The following is an 18037-nucleotide window of genomic DNA, read 5'->3' on the forward strand; positions in this document are numbered from 1 at the left end:
ATAATCTATAATTTGAAAAGAAATGAATATTAAAATATTAACTCCGGAATTTGTAGTTTTTGATGGCGAAGTAGATTCAGTTCTTCTTCCTGGAAAAAATGGTGATTTCCATATCATGAAAAACCACGCCGCTATTGTTTCTTCTTTAGTGAATGGTAAAGTAAGAGTTTTCACGAATGAAATTCAGAATGAAAATTTTGCAAAATTCTTTACCAAAGAAAACGAAAAGAACAGTGTTTTTTCTTATTCCATCAACAGTGGTGTAGTAGAATTTAGTAATGATAAAGGAATAATCCTTTGTGATTAAAATTCTTCACAATAAATTAAAAACTCGAGCAATTTTGCTCGAGTTTTTTGTTTTATAAGGCTAAGATGACTCCGTTTTCTTTTAAAATTTGCATCGGTTTAGAATACCAAAACAATTCGAAATCATCAAAATCTAATTCATATTTGGCTTTTAACTGATTGAATGTTATGTTTTTATGAGCATGAATAGAAATTTCATCAATGATTTCAAGAAGCCAAACTGCTTTTTCTTTTTCTAAATTGATACTAAAAACATTGGTCTTTTCATGGAAGGTAAGTGTTGCCATTTCCCAAGAATTTCCTTTCTTTGATTTCGTGAAAAACTCTACCAAAGGTTTCGCTCCTGACCAAACAATTTTAGCATTTGGTTTGGTGTTAAAGTGATGTTCTTCTAAAAGACAATCGTGAATATAATTAGGATGAATAGTGGTTTTTGGAATTTTAAATTCAAACCATTCTTGCAGCGGATTTTCAAAACAAATTCCGTGCATATAATTGAACAGCGATTTTTTGAGTCCGAAACTGAATTTACTGTGGTCAATTCCGGTTTTATCTTGAAATTCTACATCGTTATTGGCAAAAGTAATCTCTTTCAAATGAGGAACTACCCCAAATTCTTCAGGGTTTTTCCCAACAGGAGAATGTGCGGTCATGGCAAATTGATGCCAAAATCCACTTTGTAAAATCCCCATTTCAAACATTTGACGAACCATTTCCAAAGAATCGATGGTTTCTTGTTCGGTTTGAGTAGGATAGCCGTACATTAAATAGGAGTGAACCATAATTCCTGCTTCGGTAAAATTTCTGGTGACTTTGGCAACTTGAGAAACCGAAACTCCTTTGTTGATGAGTTTCAATAATCTGTCAGATGCTACTTCTAAACCGCCAGAAACCGCTACACAACCCGAAAGTTTCAATAAAAAGCATAAATCTCTGGTAAAGTTCTTTTCAAATCGAATATTTGTCCACCAAGTTACCACGAGTTTTCTTCTCAAAATTTCAAGAGCCACTTCTCGCATTAAAGCTGGTGGTGCTGCTTCATCTACAAAGTGGAAACCGTTTTCTCCTGTTTTTTCAATGAGTTCTTCAATTCTGTCTACCAAAATTTTAGCAGCAATAGGCTCATAAATTTTGATATAATCTAGTGATATGTCGCAAAAAGTACATTTTCCCCAATAGCAACCATGAGCCATTGTGAGTTTATTCCATCTTCCATCGCTCCACAAACTATGCATAGGATTCGCGATTTCTATTACAGAAATGTATTGGTCTAAAGGTAAATCTGTGTAATCTGGAGTTCCGATTTCGACTTGCTTATAATCGTGTCTTTCTGAATTGTTTTTATAAACAACTTCTCCATTTTCTAAGAGGAAGGTTCGCTTGAATAAAGATTCTTCACTCTGCTCAGAATGACAGACATTTTCAAAAAGTAATTCTATCGGAAGTTCACCATCGTCTAATGTGATGAAATCAAAAAATTCAAAAACTCTTTTGTCTTTTAAATCTCGGAGTTCTGTATTGGCAAAACCTCCACCAAAAGCCGTTTTAATATTTGGATAATGATTTTTAATGTATTGAGCGCATCTAAATGCTGAATACAAATTACCAGGAAACGGAACGGAAAAACAAACCAGTTTCGGCTGAGTTTCGAGAAGTTTTTTATTTAAAATTTCAAGTGTAAAGTTATCTACGAAAGTTTTGTCTGATTGGAGTTTTTGATATAACTCGTCAAATGAATTAGCGCTTCTTCCTAGTCGTTCTGCGTATCTGCTAAATCCAAAATTTTCATCAATATTTTCTATGATGTAATCTGATAAATCTTCTAAGTAAAGGGTAGTGAGGTGCTTTGCTTTGTCTTGTAATCCCATGTTTCCAAAAGCGTATTCCATATCATCTAACTGATAAAATCTGGAAGCTTCTGGCAAGAAATTCATACTGCAAATTTGTCTTGCAAGTGTTGGTTTTTTGTTTTGAAGAAAAGCAATAACTTCATCTATGGTTTTGATATATTCTTCTCTTAAGGCATAAATTCTTTGAGTATTTTCAGATAAATTTTCAGGCTTTACGTTAAAAATTTGGGTTACTCCTTTTTTGGAAAAAATTTCTAAGATGACTTCAATTCCCAAATCGATTTGATAGCTAGAAATATTTTTGGTATTGAGAAATCCTTTCAAGTACGCAGTTGCAGGATACGGCGTATTGAGTTGGGTAAATGGAGGAGTGATGAGCAGTAAATCTTTCAAAAAATGAATTTTTGCAAAGGTATGATTTTCCTATAGATTTTTGGAATAAAAAAATCCGTCAGAAGAGTTTCTCACGGATTATAATTCATTGAATTTTATAAATCAAAATCTCCAGCTGCTTCTGGCTGATAAATAAGATCTACAATTTTTATTTTGGTCATTCCGCCAGGAACAATCCATTCTATTTCGTCACCGATTTTGTAACCGATTAATGCTGTAGCAATAGGTGAAAAAATGGAGATTTTATTTTCTTTTAGATTGGCATCTTGTGGATATACAATTTTAAAGGATTGCTCTTTTTGAGTGTTTTCAAAAAAAAGTTTTACTTCAGAATTCATAGTGACTACATCCTTATCAATCTTTTCTGAAGGTACAATTTCTGCTTTACTTAGCTCAGACAAAAGCTTTTCGGCCTCATTGCTGTTAATGGTTTTAGAATTTTTAGCATCAGTGATGGCTTTGTAAATTCTAGTGTAATCATTCTTAGTTAAAGTTACTTTTTTCATAATATTTATGCATTAAAAAAACCGTTTGGAGTTCCAAACGGTTTCAATTTTTTATTTTAATAAAAATTAAAGCGGTTTAAAACTCAAATTTTGTTCTTCTAATAATTTTTCAGCTTGTTGCTTGTAAACACCATTCACTAATTTATCGTGAATAGCTTCAAAAGCAGCAAGAGTTTCATTGATTTCAGCATCTGTGTGAGAAGCTGTAGGAATTAATCTTAGAAGAATGCTTCCTTTTGGAATTACTGGATATACTACTACAGAAGTGAATATTCCAAAATTTTCTCTTAAATCTTTAACTAGAAGAGTAGCTTCTACTGGTGTTCCTTGCATGAAAACAGGAGTAACACAAGTGTTAGAATTTCCAAGGTTGAAACCTCTGTCTAATAATCCTTTTTGGAGTTTTTCTACATTTTCCCAAAGTTTAGCTTTGATTTCTGGTCTGGTTCTTAAAAGTTCTAATCTTTTTAAACCTCCAATTACCATTGGCATCGTCAATGATTTTGCGAAAATTTGTGAACGAAGATTGAATTTTAAGTATCTGATGATTTCTTTGTTTCCAGCGATAAATGCACCGAAACCAGCCATAGATTTAGCAAAAGTAGAGAAGTACACATCAATTTGGTCTTGACAACCTTGCTCTTCTCCAGCTCCAGCTCCAGTTTTCCCTAAAGTACCGAAACCATGAGCATCATCTACTAATAAACGGAAACTGTATTGTTTTTTGAACTCAGCAATTTCTTTAAGCTTTCCTTGTTGACCAGTCATCCCGAAAACTCCTTCAGTGATTACTAAAATACCTCCGCCGTTTTCTTCTGCAACTTTAGTCGCTCTTTTGATATTTTTCTCGAAGCTATCCATGTCGTTATGACGGAACATGAAGCTTTTTCCCATGTGAAGACGAACTCCATCTACAATACAAGCGTGAGAATTAGAATCATAAACAATTACATCATGTCTAGAAACCAATGCATCAATCGTAGATAGCATTCCTTGGTAACCGAAATTCAATAAATAAGCAGATTCTTTGCCTACGAAATCAGCTAATTCTCTTTCTAATTGTAAGTGTTGTTCTGTTTCACCAGACATTGCTCTAGCTCCCATAGGATAGAACATACCATATTCAGCAGCTGCTTTAGCATCAGCTTCTAGAACTTCTGGGTGATTACAGAGTCCTAAATAATCATTTGCACTCCAAAAAATTACTTCTTTTCCTTGGAACTTCATTCTAGGGCCAATTGGACCTTCTAATCTTGGGAAAATGAAATAACCTTCACCATAATCTGCAAATTGACCTAGAGGACCAGGATTTTCTTTAATTCTTTCAAAAATATCTTTCATTTCGATGATATTGTAGATTTGTATTTTAAATTTTAAAAAAATCAGATGCCAAGAAGGACATCTGAATTCTATTTTTATTTAATGTATTCTGTTTTAAAAACTTCTTCGTAATTATGGACACAATTATTGATGAATCCTTGTTCTTCCATCCATTTATCACTGTATACTTTGGTAATGTATCTAGAACCGTGGTCAGGGAAAATAAGGACTACTAAATCGTTTTCTGAGAAAGGATTTGCATTTGCATATTGTCTAAGTGCTTGTAAAACAGCTCCAGTAGTATAACCGCCCATAATCGCTTCTTTAAGAGCAATTTCTCTAGTACAATAAGCACTCATTTCATCATTTACTCTCACAAAATGATCTATTCTATCAAAAAGTAAAGCGGATGGAATAAGGTTTTTTCCTAAACCTTCAATTTGGTATGAATGAATTTCAGAAGGGTCTATTTCACCTGTTTCGTGATAGGTTTTTAGGATAGAACCATCTGCATCTACACCAATAACTTTAATATAAGGATTTTTTTCTTTTAAAAATTTAGCAGAACCAGAAAGTGTTCCACCAGTTCCTGTACAAGCAAAAAGATGAGTGATTTTTCCTTCTGTCTGTTCCCAAATTTCTGGACCAGTAGAAGAATAATGTGCGTCTATATTCAGCTCGTTAAAATATTGATTGATGTAAATAGAATTAGGTGTTTCTGCTGCAATTCTTTTCGCTACTTCATAATAAGAACGAGGATCGTCTGCAGGAACAGAAGCAGGACAAACGTATACAGTAGCACCCAAAGCTTTAAGATAAGCAATTTTTTCTGGCTTGGTTTTATCACTTACAGAAAGAATACATTTATATCCTTTTATAATACTTACCATAGCGATAGAAAAGCCCGTATTTCCAGAAGTGGTTTCTACGATAGTAGCACCAGGAGTTAAAAGACCTTTTCTTTCGGCAGCTTCTATAATATGAAGCGCGATTCTATCTTTAGTAGAATGCCCCGGATTAAAAGATTCTATTTTAGCATAAACTTTTGCTGGAATATCCTTAGTTACTTCATTAAGTTTCACCATTGGAGTATTACCAATTAACCCGAGAATATTATCAAAAACGTTCGTCATTTTCTTCATTTTTCTCTAAAAAACCGATTGCAAAAATAAGAAAAAAATCAAATAAATTTATCATTTTGTCCTAACATTTTGAACGGAAAGCAAATAGAAATGATTTTTTTCATGTTTTTTGTTCAATTCTTTACCAAATTTTAAGCCAAACAAATGTTTAAATTTATTTTTTCATTTTTTTTCTTAAAATATTCTTAATAAATCTATGTTTTAGAAAATATCAGAATAAAAAAACTTAATTTCGCAACATTGTAAATTTTTAAAAATTTCTATGAAGAATTGGACTTTCAAAAAATGGAACACCATTTTAGGTTGGGTGGTTTTTGCAATCGCATTTTTCACCTATTTATCTACTATTGAACCTAATTTTAGTTTTTGGGATTGTGGAGAATACATTTCATCTGCTGTAAAATTAGAAGTTACGCACGCTCCTGGTGCTGCTCTATTCCAGTTAATGGGTGCTGTTGCAGCTATTTTTGGCTTCGGAGATGGTTCTAAATATTCTGTAATTATTAATGCTATGTCTGCACTATTCAGTGCATTCACCATACTGTTTTTATTTTGGACGATTACTCATTTTGTAAGAAGGCTTTTGAATAAAGACTTCGAAGACGTAACTGTTTCAGACGAGATTGCAATTCTTTTTGCTGGTGTCATAGGTGCTTTAGCTTTTACTTTTTCAGATACCTTTTGGTTTTCTGCGGTAGAAGGAGAGGTTTATTCTATGTCATCTATGTTTATTGCACTTTTGGTTTGGCTCATTACCAAATGGGAAAACGAGTATCATGACAGTGATAATGAACGTTGGCTCATTCTAATTTTCTTCATTACAGGTCTTTCTGTGGGAGTTCACATGATGGTGATGTTAGCCGTTCCAGCCGTTTGTTTGGTTTATTACGCTAGAAATTATGAATTTACTTGGAAGAGTTTTATCATCGCTAATTTGGTTACACTTTTCATTTTAGCAGTAGTTTTCAAAGGAATTTTCCCAATTATCATGAGTCTTTTCGGTAAATCAGAAATTTTCTTTGTTAATGGGTTAGGTTTACCTTTCCATTCAGGAACGATTGCAGCATTTATCATTTTGTTTGCTTTAATGTATTTAGGAATTTCTTATGCTAGAAAATCTAAAAGCAAATTATATCAAACTATTGCACTGTCAGTAATCTACATGATTATTGGTTTTTCTTGTTGGTTAGTCATTCCGATTAGAGCGAATGCAAATCCGCCGATGAACCTTAATGATCCAAATAACGCCATCGGAATGCTAGATTATTACAATCGTGAGCAATACGGAGATTGGCCAACTTCTTATGGACAAAACTATACCGCATATTTAGATAATTATGGAATTGAAAAAAATGATGATGGTAGTTATAAAACGCAAAAAACAGGTGATGTATACGAAAAAAATGAAAAAACCGGTCGTTATGATATTGTAGGAGAGCGTTTCAATTACGTTTATTCTAAAGAACATGTAAGCATTATGCCGAGAATGTTCAATGAAGATGAAACCGTGATGAGCAATTACATTTCTATGTATGGAGCGCCAGATTTTGAATTCAATTATGACAATCAAGATATTGCAGATAATCCTCAAGCTAAAGAAGTTTTTGACCAATTAAGACAAAAATTTGAAGACGGAAACATCACGCTTGATGATTACAAACAAGCCAGAGAATATGATTTAATCAAGGTTCATAGACCTACATTAGCACAAAATCTCACGTATTTTGTAGAATTTCAAATAGGATATTATTTTGTAAGGTATCTCATGTGGAATTTTGTAGGAAGACAGAACGATTTAGAAGGTCACATGGAAAATACCAATGGAAACTGGGTTTCTGGTATTCCTGCAATTGATGAAATGCAATGGGGAAGTCAAAAAGATATGCCTGCAAAATTCAAAAATGAAAGTACAGTTTATTTCTTCTTTTTACCACTGATTTTAGGACTTTTGGGAGCGTTTTTCCAGTTCAATAAAGATTTTGGAAGATTTTGGGCAATTCTTTCTTTATTTGTGTTAACCAGTTTTGGAATTATTTTCTACACTGGTGTAAAACCTTTTGAACCAAGAGAAAGAGATTACGCAATGGTAGGAAGTTTCTACGCCTTTGCAATTTGGATTGGTTTCGGAGCTGCAGCTATTCTTTGGTATTTACAAGAAAAAATTAAATCAAATGCAGCTACTTGGATTACTGGTGTCGTTCTTTTAGGAGTTCCATTGATGATGGGCTTCCAGAATTATAATTCTCACGATAGAAGTGAGCGTTATGCGGCTTATGATTTTGCTTATTCTTCATTAAAATCCCTTCCAAAAGATGATATTTTCTTCGTTTATGGTGATAATGATACGTATCCAATTTGGGGATTACAAGAAACGGAGCAATTCAGAGATGATGTAAAAGTGGTGAATTTCACGCTTCTAGGAACACCTTGGAATATAGACCAAGTAAAACGCAGAACATACAATTCAATGCCAGTTCCGTCAGTTCTTACGCACGAAGAATACAGAGATGGAACCAATGATCAAGTAGTTTTACTTTCTGCAGAAGATTGGAAAAATTTTATTCAGAATAATGTAGATGCAGGAGTTCCAGAGAGTTTATTTGAGCCTTACAAAAAATATATGGTTCAAGATTCTATGAACATCAAAGACGCCGTAAATTTCTTAAGAAAAAGAAGTTCAGAAAAAGATGAAATTTTAAAATTACTTTTTGGAGAAGATAAATATGAGCGTTTTAATTTCTTGCCTGTTTCTAGATTTGTTTTGCCTGTAAATAAAGCAAATGCCGTGAAATCTGGAATCATTTCTGCTAAAGATTTACCAAATACAGTAGACCAAATTACCATAGATTACAGAAGAGGAAATATGTTCAAATCCAATTATATTTTAATGGATATTTTGGCGAATTTCGATTGGAAACGTCCTATCAATTTCTCAGTGGGTGGAATTTATGATGACGAAAACATTTTCTATCTGAAAGATTATCTTCAATTTGATGGATTCACTTACAGATTGGTTCCTATTAAAACAGAAGAAAGAGAAGATGGCGAAATGGGAAGAGTAGATGCTGAAGATTTATATAAAATTGTCAAAAATTACAAATGGGGCAATTTCAAAAATCTAAATGTTCACATGGACGAAACGTGTACACAGAACATCGTAAGTTACAGAAGTTCTGCAAGTAGAGCCGCAGAAGCATTGACTTTAGAAGGTAAAAAAGCAAAAGCTATCGAAGTTTTAGATTTAGCGAGCAGAGAAATTCCTTCTACCAAATATAATGACCCTCGTTCTTTAAGCGCAATGGTTTATGGATATATTGTTGCAGGTCAAGAACAAAAAGGATTACAATTGGCAGAGCAATTAAAAAGAGATATTTTCGAAGAATATGACTATTATTTGTCGCTTTCTAAATATGAACAGAAATATGTGAAAAAACAGATGAATGCTCAACCTATCTTGTATTCATTGGTAACAGGAGCAGTTTCTGATGCGTATAAGAAAATCGGTCAAAAAGATAATGGTTACAATTACTTGTTAAAATCCATCGAACCGATTGATAAGAGATTTAAAAATTTCATCAGTGATTTACAGATGGCAGGAAAAGAAAAAGCCTTCAACGAAGCTGAGAAAGTACAAAAAATCACACCGTTTTATTCTTATTTGTTCGAAGTGATGAAACCTTATGATTCTACTTATCCAAAAGAAAAAGAAGCAGAAATCACCAGACAAATGATGAAAGCTACGAACTAGTTTTTCAATTAAAATTCAATATAAAATCCGTTAGAAATTTTCTGACGGATTTTTTTATGACTGAAAGTCTAAAATCTTTGACAGCGAATTTTTTAAAACTATATTTGTAAAAATTTACACGAAAAAATGTCTGAAACTTTACAGAAGTACGCAAAATTTCCTCTTTTGGCAGTAGTTTTTACCGTTTTGGTAAAACTTCTTTTTTTGCTCACGCATCATATTCAGGAAGATGCTTTTATCACTTGGAGAGTAGCGCAAAACTTATTGGATTACGGTGTTATTGGTTTCAATGGAGAAACTAAAATTTCTGCTTCTACTACGCATTTGTATGTGTTTGTTTCTTATGTTTTTAACTTGGTTTTTGGCAAAGAAAACTTCATTTATCCATTATTGATTTTCAATTCATTATTGTTTACGATTGGGAGCTACTTTCTTTCAAAATTAATCCTCGAAAATCCTGTACATCAAGCAATTTTTATTTTTTTATTTGGCATTTTGCCACCATCTATTAAAATTTCAATTCTAGGTATGGAATATGGACTTTTATTCTTTCTAGAAATGGCTTTGTTGTATTTCGGTTTCAAACAGAATAAAATCTGGGCGCAAATTCTTTTCCCCATTCTCATTCTTTTCACCAGAATAGATACGGTGATTTTCTTAGGTGTCGTCTTTTTGGTCGATATTATTTGGAATAAAAAAAATCGTTGGTTCTACATTTTAGGTGGAATGTTAGGAGTTGCCGTTTTGATGAGTTTTAACTGGTTTTACTTCGGTGAATTGGTAAATAATACCATTGTTGCCAAAAGTGTGACGTACGCTAAAAACATGAGTTTAGGTCTTCAGTGGAAATATTTCCTAATGAATTATGGTAATTTCTGGGGAATGCTGAAACTTCCTGGAGATTTTAATCCTTTCACGATTTTAGTTTTATTTTTCGAGCTTTTAGCGTTTTTATACATCATTTCGAAGAGAGAAAGCAAAAACCTTTTCATCTGGATTATTTTCCTTTTTAGCTGGACAAAACAATTGATTTTTATTTCTCAAAGAAGTTATTTTGATTGGTATTATTGGGTTCCACAGATTTTGCTTTTTGCAGTGATTTTGGTATTTGTTTTAGAACAAAAAACATATAAATTTTGGTGGATTTTTCTGCTTTTTATTTTTTATATTTTACCGATGGCAGCTTTTCAAACGGTTCATTCTATCGCCACAGGAAACGGAGAATGGAATTACAGAAGAAGCATTGGTATGTTTCTAAAAGATTATGAGAAGGATAAAAATCAATACATTTTGTTGGAACCAGCAGGTTATATTCCATATTTTTCAGGTTTAAAAGCAATAGACGAAGTAGGTTTGGTGGATAAAGAAATTCAAACCGAAATCAAAAAAGACAAAGCCAATTATTGGAAAAACACCGTCGAAAAAAGGAAACCAAAGTATTTATTGGCTCCGAAAAATTTATTTGAAGGAAAAGATGGTGGTTTTTATCAAGAAAATTATCGATTGTTGAAGGAATTTAGAATTAAAAATCACTTAAATTCTGACAATAAAATTTTGGAAAAAATATACAGATTAAAACCTTCTGGAACGGATTATAATCTCTACAAAAGAAAATAATTAACCTTAAACTTTGTCTTTGCCTTAACCTATGAAATACTGTGCTTTTTTACGCGGCGTAAACGTAAACGGAACTGCAATGAAAATGGCAGAAGTCTGTGATGTTTTCAAAAAAGCAGGAATGAAAGACGTTTCTAGCGTTTTGGCAACAGGAAATATTTTATTTGAATCTGATGAAGCTCCAGAAAATTTAAAACAGAAATTAGAAAAAGCACTTTCCGAGCATTTTCATTACGAAGCATTTTTGTTTTTAAAAACTGATGAAGAAGTAAAGCGAATTTTAGAAAATTCTCCTTTTGAGAAAAATGAAAATCTTCATATTTACAGTTTTATTTGTAATTCGGGAGACGAAAATCTTTTGATGCAAGAATTTCTAAAAACCAATCATCAAGAGCATGAAGAAGCCAAATTAATCAACGGTAATTTTTATTGGAAAATTCCTAAAGGAAATACGCTTGACTGTGAGTTTGGTAAGATTTTGGGAAAGAAATCTTTTAAAAACATTCTAACCAGCCGAAATATCAACACCATCGAAAAAATTGTCAATAAATTTTTCATCCTTTAAGAATGAGGCAAAGAAAATTTATCCATAAATTTAAGTAATTTTAGACCGCTAAAATCATTATAAAATGAAACTAAAACATACAATTATCGCTCTAGCAGCACCTTTCCTTATGAAAGCACAACAGGTGATGACGCCAGAAATTCTCTGGACGCTTAATAAATTCTCGGTTACTGCAGTAGAACCGTCTCAATCTGGGCTATTTTACAGCGTAGGAAAAGTAGATTTGAAAACCGAAAAGACCAACAAAGAACACTTTTACTACGATTTGTCAAAAAATCAAACTTCTAAAGTTGATTTTGGTAAAAAATCTTTAATTCAATGGGACAAAAACGGAATTTACGCTTCAGAAGGCGATAAAATCTATATTTCTAAAGACAGAGGATTAACTTGGACTGAATTTTATACCATTGGTGATGCAGACAATATTATCATTTCTCCAGATGGTAAAAAAATCGCTTTTAGTAAGTCGGTTCACGTAGAAAATTTGTTGGGAAAAGACAAATATTCTGACCTTCCTAAAACGACAGCTCAAATTTATACAGACCTTAATCACAGGCATTGGGATGCTTGGAACGAAGGAAAATACAACCACGTTTTCGTTGCCAATGTAGGTGAAGATGTTGCGAAAGCTAAAGATTTATTAGAAAATTTACCTTTTGATTCTCCTCAAAAACCTCATGGTGGAAGCGAAGATTTCGTTTGGAGTTCAGATTCTTCTAAAGTTTTATACGTTTGCAAGAAAAAGTCGGGCAAAGATTATGCAACCAGCACTAATACAGATATTTACGCCTATGATTTAGCTTCTGGTAAAACAGAAAATTGGACAGAAGGAATGATGGGTTATGATGTAAATCCTAAGTTTTCTCCAGATGGAAAGTCTTTGCTTTGGCAATCTATGGCGAGAGATGGTTATGAAGCAGATAAAAATGACATTGTAGTGATGGATTTGGCTTCTAAAAAAATCACAAATCTTACTAAATCTTGGGACGAAAGTGTAGTGGGAGATATAGCATGGAGTCCAGATTCTAAAAATATTTATTTTTCTACTGCTTACAGAGGTGTAAAACAGCTTTTCCACATCGGTTTAGATGGGAAAGTGAAGCAAATTTCTGGGGGTAATTTTGATGTGAATGAAATCATTGCCTTCCAAAGCGGAAACGTTTTGGTAACCAGAACAGATATTAACCATAATGCAGATTTATTTAAAGTTAATGTTAAAGACGGAAGTATGATACAGCTAACTTCTGTAAATGAAAATACTTACGCTAAATTATCTCAAGGAAAATCTGAACTGAAAATGGTAAAAACTTCTGATGGAAAAGAAATGGGTGTTTGGTTCCATTATCCACCGAATTTTGATCCAAATAAGAAATATCCTACACTTTTATATTGTCAAGGAGGTCCACAATCTGCTTTAACTCAGTTTTTCTCTACTCGTTGGAATTTCGCTTTGATGGCTGCAAATGATTACATCGTAGTTGCACCAAACAGAAGAGGAATGCCAGGTTGGGGAACCAAATGGAACGAAGATATTTCTAAAGATTGGGGAGGACAACCAATTAGAGATTATTTAGCAGCGGCAGATTTTGCAAAAACTTTACCTTATGTAGATGGTGATAGAATGGCTGCAGTAGGAGCTAGTTACGGCGGTTACAGCGTTTTCATGTTGGCTGGAGTTCACGAAAATAGATTCAAAACGTTCATTGCTCATGACGGATTGTTTGATATGAAATCTTGGTACGGAACGACCGAAGAATTATGGTTTGCGAATTGGGATTTAGGTTCACCTTGGGAAAAACCTTTACCAAAAGCGTATACCGATTTTAACCCAATCAATTTTGTAGACCAATGGAATAAACCAATTATGGTGATTCAAGGAGGACTGGATTTCCGAGTAGGTTATGAACAAGGTCAGGAAGCTTTTCAAGCAGCAAAAATGAAAGGTCTGAAAACCAAATTCCTTTATTTCCCTAATGAAAACCACTGGGTTTTACATCCTCAAAACGGTCTAGTTTGGCAAAGAGAATTTTTCGATTGGTTGAAAGAAACTTTGTAGAAATTTTAAATTAAAAAATTAAGAATTAATATTAAATTGCGGTAGATTTCTATCGCAATTTTTTTATGCAAAAAATATCTTCATTTCCTCCAATCATCAATAATGAATCAAAAATTCTGATTTTAGGCTCTATTCCGGGAGTTAAATCTTTGGAAATGCAACAATATTACGCACATCCTCAAAACAAATTCTGGAAAATTATCTTTGAACTATTCAATGAAAAATTTACCACAGATTATGACGAAAGAATTAAAATTTTAGAAAAATACCATGTCGCACTTTGGGATGTAATAGACACTTGCGAAAGAAAAGGAAGTTTAGATTCTGAAATCCGAAATGAAGAAGCCAATAAAATAGGAGAGTTGCTACACAATTATCTAAACATAAAAGCTATTTTCTGTAACGGACAAAAATCCTATAAAAATTTAATGAAAATTTTACCGAAAGATTTTCATCTGCCAATTATTGTTTTACCTTCTACAAGTCCTGCTCATGCAAGTTTGAGGTATGAAGAAAAATTATTATCTTGGCAGAAAATTAAAAACTATTTACCATGAAAAAACTATTAACCTCTCTCGTTTTACTATTTTCTTTATTTGTTTTTTCTCAAGAGTATCAATTTGATAAAAAATGTGTTAGTAATTCCATTAGAATTAGTCCAAAAATTGGAAATAAAAATTCATGGAAAAGTTACATTTATTTTAATTCTAGCAACAATAATTATTATATGACTCAAAGAAATGATGATTCTTATTACTATATAACGGATAATTCTTTAAAAGAGGTTATTGCTTTACAATGTATAAACAGTGAAAAACCATATTATTCTTATTTAGATAAGAAAACTTTTGATTACACTTATAGTGAAAAAGAAATTGGAAAAATAATAATCAAAGAATTAGCAGAAGATGAGTTCCTAGTTCAATGTTTTGTAAATGATGATTCTAAAAAAACAAATTTAGAAGTGAAATTTAAATTATATAAATCAAAAACTCCAATGATTGAAATTAGGTTTATGGATTTAGGTCAAATTATTCATAAAAAAATATACGATTCTTTAAAGGAAAGATTAAATGGAAATAATTTTTGGATTTTATATGCTGAAGTAGATTACAGAAATGGATATAAATTTCTATATGAATTTGATAACTGTGAAGAAAAAGCGCTTAATCTGAAATTTAACTAGTATTTTTTCAAAATACTTCCCAAAACACTTGACAACCCCTGTTTTCATATCGTATATTTGCAGGCTTAAAAAATTTAAATAAAATCCGTAAATTTTATGAAAACATCTGATTTCAATTTTCACTTGCCAGAACATTTGTTGGCAGAACACCCTTCAGAACACAGAGACGAAGCAAGATTAATGGTTCTTGACAGAAAGACACAAACCATTGAACATAAACTATTTAAAGACGTAATCGATTATTTTAACGAAGACGATTTATTTATCTTTAACAATACCAAAGTTTTCCCAGCTAGACTATACGGAAATAAAGAAAAAACTGGTGCTAAAATCGAAGTTTTCTTATTAAGAGAACTTGATAAAGAAACCAGAGTTTGGGACGTATTAGTAGATCCAGCTCGTAAAATTAGAATTGGAAACAAACTTTTCTTTACAGAAGATGAATCTTTGGTTGCAGAAGTAATAGACAATACTACTTCTAGAGGTAGAACTTTAAGATTTTTATTTGATGGTTCTTATGAAGAATTCCGTGCTAAATTAAAAGAATTGGGAGAAACTCCACTTCCTAAATACATCAAAAGAGAAGTAGAACCAGAAGATGCAGAACGTTACCAAACTATTTATGCTAAAATAGAAGGTGCAGTAGCTGCTCCAACTGCAGGTTTACACTTTTCTAAGCACTTAATGAAGCGTTTAGAAATCAAAGGAATTAACTTTGCAGAAGTTACACTTCACGTAGGTTTAGGAACATTTAACCCAATTGAAGTAGAGGATCTTTCTAAGCACAAAATGGAGTGTGAAGAAGCAATTATCGACGAAAAAACTGCTGATATTATCAACAAGGCAGCTGATGAAAATAGAAGAATTTGTGCTGTAGGAACTACTACAATGAGAGCATTAGAAACTTCTGTTTCTTCTAACAAAAAGATTTCTGCTTACCAAGGTTGGACCAATAAATTCATTTATCCACCTTATGATTTTGGGGTAGCAAACGCTATGATTACCAATTTCCACACGCCGAAATCTACATTAATTATGATGATTGCAGCTTTTGCAGGAACAGATTTTATCATGCACGCTTATGAAGAAGCCGTGAAAAATGAATATAAATTCTATTCTTACGGAGACGCAATGTTGATTCTGTAGAAATTATAAATTATAGATTTTAAATTTTAGATTAATTATGTAGTCCGCTATATTTTTAATCTAAAATTTATCATTTAAAATCTAAAATTATTTTGAAAGACATCAGAACATTAAGTTTAGAACAACTCAAAGAATATTTTGTCACTCTTGGCGAAAAACCTTTTCGTGCGAAACAGGTTTATGATTGGTTATGGTCTAAAAATCTACATTCCATAGATGAAATGACCAACCTTTCTAAAGAGTTGAGAGAAAAAATTTCTCAAGAATTCACCATTAATCCTATTTCTGTAGATTTATTGCAAAAATCTAAAGACGGAACCATCAAAAATGGAGTAAAACTTCATGATGGACTTTTGGTAGAATCTGTTCTCATTCCTACAGAATCTAGAACTACTGCTTGTGTTTCTTCGCAGGTAGGTTGTAGTCTGAACTGTGAATTTTGTGCAACAGCAAAACTCAAAAGAATGAGAAACCTAGAAGTTGCTGAAATTGTAGACCAAGTTGCTTTGATTGATAAGCAGAGCAAACTATATTTTGACAGACCTTTGTCAAATATCGTTTTTATGGGAATGGGAGAGCCTATGATGAACTATAAAAACGTAGTAGATGCTATCAGAAAAATCACTCAAGAAGACGGTTTGGGAATGTCTGCACGAAGAATTACCGTTTCTACATCTGGAATTCCAAAAATGATAAAAATGCTTGCTGATGAAAATTTGAAAGTCAAATTAGCGCTTTCATTACACTCTGCAATTGAACACAAAAGAAACGAAATAATGCCCTTTTCCACAAAATTTCCGTTAACAGAAATTATGGAAGCGATGCAATATTGGTATGATAAAACTGGAAGCAGAATCACCTTTGAATATTGTGTTTGGAAAGGAATTAATGATGGTGACGAAGATATAAAAGCCTTGATTAAATATTGTAAACAAGTTCCTTGTAAAGTGAATTTGATTCAATATAACCCAATTGGCGAAGGGAAATTTGACCATAGAAGTGTAGAAGCCGAAGAAAAATATGTTCGTGAATTAGAAAAAGCGGGAATTACAGCTTTGGTGAGAAGAAGTAGAGGTGGAGACATCGATGCAGCTTGTGGACAATTGGCCAACAAAAATTCTGGATAATAATTTGATGTTTTAATTAAATTTCAAGTCTAGTATCTCGCAGATTAAGCAAATTTTGCTGATTTTCTATTGTTTTAATCTGCCAAATCAGCGAGAATAATTATAAAAAATCTTTTAAAATAAAAATAATAAAGTTTTAAGATTTTATTTTTTAAGCGGTAGCAATTTAATTTATTTTATGAAAAAGTTGTTGTTTTTTCTTTCTTTTCTAATTTCACTTCATTCTTTTTCTCAAAAAACAGAAAAGTTAGCTCTTAGGAAATACAAAATTGCCACTTTATCAGATTCTTTGAAAGAAACATCTGGTCTTACTTTTCTTAAAGATAAACTCTACACCTTAAATGATGGCGGCAATACCAATGAGATTTTTGAAATTGATAAAAATTCGGGTAAAATTTTATCAAAACTGAAAATCAATTTTCCGAATAAAGATTGGGAAGCGATGACCAGTGATGGTGAAAATTTTTATATAGGAGATTTTGGCAATAATGCAGGAAATCGAAGAGATTTAGCCATTTATAAAGTTGATTTTCAAGGAAGTTATTCTAAAAATTCTTTTAATTATTCTGCACAAGACGATTTTTCTACGCGATATCTTTCTCATAATTATGATGCAGAAGCCATGATTTTTCGCAATGAAAAAATTAATGTTTTTTCTAAAGAATGGAGTTCTAAAAATATTTCTCATTATATTGTTGATGTACAAAATTCAGAAAATCAATCACTTGTAAGTTTGGAGTCTTTTCATGCAGGATTTGTCATTACAGATGCTGCTTATTTTGAAGGAAAACTTTATGTGGTAGGTTATACTAGAAAAGCGAAAGTGTATATGATGATTTTTCAGGAGAATTCTGAAGGATTATTTTTATCTAAACCATTGAAAAAGTATAAGTTAGGTTCTTTTCTTTCGGTAGGTCAAGTAGAAGGAATTACAGTGAACCAAGATGGAATTTACATTTCTAATGAAGATTTCTCTAAGTTTATTTTCAGTGTAAAACAGCGTTTGTATTTTATTCCTTTTGAAAAATTAAAATAATTTTTTTATTGCATTCAACGGATTATGTAAGTATAGTTT

Annotated in this window: 14 protein-coding genes; 10 read left to right on the forward strand and 4 right to left on the reverse strand. The window is 32.2% G+C overall.

Features of this window, described 5'->3' with window-relative positions; genetic code table 11:
* Nucleotides 1-22 precede the first annotated feature (22 nt).
* The gene (locus ACT53I_RS03905) at nt 23-307 is read left to right on the forward strand and encodes a FoF1 ATP synthase subunit delta/epsilon (protein ID WP_104792726.1); all 285 of its coding nucleotides are present in this window, start codon (nt 23-25) and stop codon (nt 305-307) included.
* A gap of 52 nt (nt 308-359) precedes the next feature.
* On the opposite strand, the gene ACT53I_RS03910 is transcribed toward ACT53I_RS03905, so the two are convergent.
* The 4 genes from ACT53I_RS03910 to ACT53I_RS03925 all read right to left on the reverse strand — a co-directional run bounded on the left by ACT53I_RS03910 (nt 360) and on the right by ACT53I_RS03925 (nt 5508).
* Nucleotides 360-2549 (reverse strand): B12-binding domain-containing radical SAM protein, encoded by a 2190-nt coding sequence (locus tag ACT53I_RS03910; protein ID WP_476078515.1) that lies wholly within the window; start codon nt 2547-2549, stop codon nt 360-362.
* 95 nt (nt 2550-2644) lie between these two features.
* Entirely contained in the window at nt 2645-3055 is a 411-nt protein-coding gene (gene rnk, locus ACT53I_RS03915) for a nucleoside diphosphate kinase regulator (protein WP_213195889.1), read from the reverse strand.
* 66 nt (nt 3056-3121) lie between these two features.
* Nucleotides 3122-4396: an aminotransferase class I/II-fold pyridoxal phosphate-dependent enzyme gene (locus ACT53I_RS03920; RefSeq protein WP_461376125.1), complete on the reverse strand. Its 1275-nt coding sequence runs from the start codon at nt 4394-4396 to the stop codon at nt 3122-3124.
* Nucleotides 4397-4470: 74 nt separating this feature from the next.
* A complete protein-coding gene (locus ACT53I_RS03925; RefSeq protein WP_476079374.1) occupies nt 4471-5508 on the reverse strand; it encodes a PLP-dependent cysteine synthase family protein in 1038 nt (345 codons plus the stop codon).
* A gap of 271 nt (nt 5509-5779) precedes the next feature.
* Here ACT53I_RS03925 and ACT53I_RS03930 point away from each other — a divergent pair, with 271 nt between their 5' ends.
* From ACT53I_RS03930 to ACT53I_RS03970, 9 genes are all read left to right on the forward strand, one after another.
* Complete coding sequence (locus ACT53I_RS03930) at nt 5780-9265, forward strand: glycosyltransferase family 117 protein (protein ID WP_476078516.1); 3486 nt, start codon at nt 5780-5782, stop codon at nt 9263-9265.
* Nucleotides 9266-9391: 126 nt separating this feature from the next.
* On the forward strand, nt 9392-10882 hold the full coding sequence (locus tag ACT53I_RS03935; protein ID WP_476078517.1) for a hypothetical protein: 1491 nt from the start codon (nt 9392-9394) through the stop codon (nt 10880-10882).
* 31 nt (nt 10883-10913) lie between these two features.
* On the forward strand, nt 10914-11447 hold the full coding sequence (locus tag ACT53I_RS03940) for a DUF1697 domain-containing protein (protein WP_476078518.1): 534 nt from the start codon (nt 10914-10916) through the stop codon (nt 11445-11447).
* A 64-nt stretch (nt 11448-11511) separates the two neighbouring features.
* Nucleotides 11512-13503, forward strand: a complete 1992-nt coding sequence (locus tag ACT53I_RS03945) for a S9 family peptidase (RefSeq protein ID WP_476078519.1) — start codon at nt 11512-11514, stop codon at nt 13501-13503.
* A 65-nt stretch (nt 13504-13568) separates the two neighbouring features.
* Nucleotides 13569-14060, forward strand: coding sequence for a DNA-deoxyinosine glycosylase (locus ACT53I_RS03950; protein ID WP_476078520.1), 492 nt, complete (start codon nt 13569-13571; stop codon nt 14058-14060).
* On the forward strand, nt 14057-14689 hold the full coding sequence (locus ACT53I_RS03955; protein WP_476078521.1) for a hypothetical protein: 633 nt from the start codon (nt 14057-14059) through the stop codon (nt 14687-14689). The genes ACT53I_RS03950 and ACT53I_RS03955 overlap by 4 nt, the downstream gene beginning before the upstream one ends.
* Nucleotides 14690-14785: 96 nt before the next feature.
* Entirely contained in the window at nt 14786-15835 is a 1050-nt protein-coding gene (gene queA, locus ACT53I_RS03960) for a tRNA preQ1(34) S-adenosylmethionine ribosyltransferase-isomerase QueA (protein WP_069799285.1), read from the forward strand.
* 92 nt (nt 15836-15927) lie between these two features.
* Entirely contained in the window at nt 15928-16962 is a 1035-nt protein-coding gene (rlmN, locus tag ACT53I_RS03965) for a dual-specificity RNA methyltransferase RlmN (protein WP_476078522.1), read from the forward strand.
* A gap of 178 nt (nt 16963-17140) precedes the next feature.
* On the forward strand, nt 17141-17998 hold the full coding sequence (locus ACT53I_RS03970) for a hypothetical protein (RefSeq protein ID WP_476078523.1): 858 nt from the start codon (nt 17141-17143) through the stop codon (nt 17996-17998).
* Nucleotides 17999-18037: the final 39 nt, after the last annotated feature.

The organism is Cloacibacterium sp. DMC96 (genome assembly GCF_056313765.1).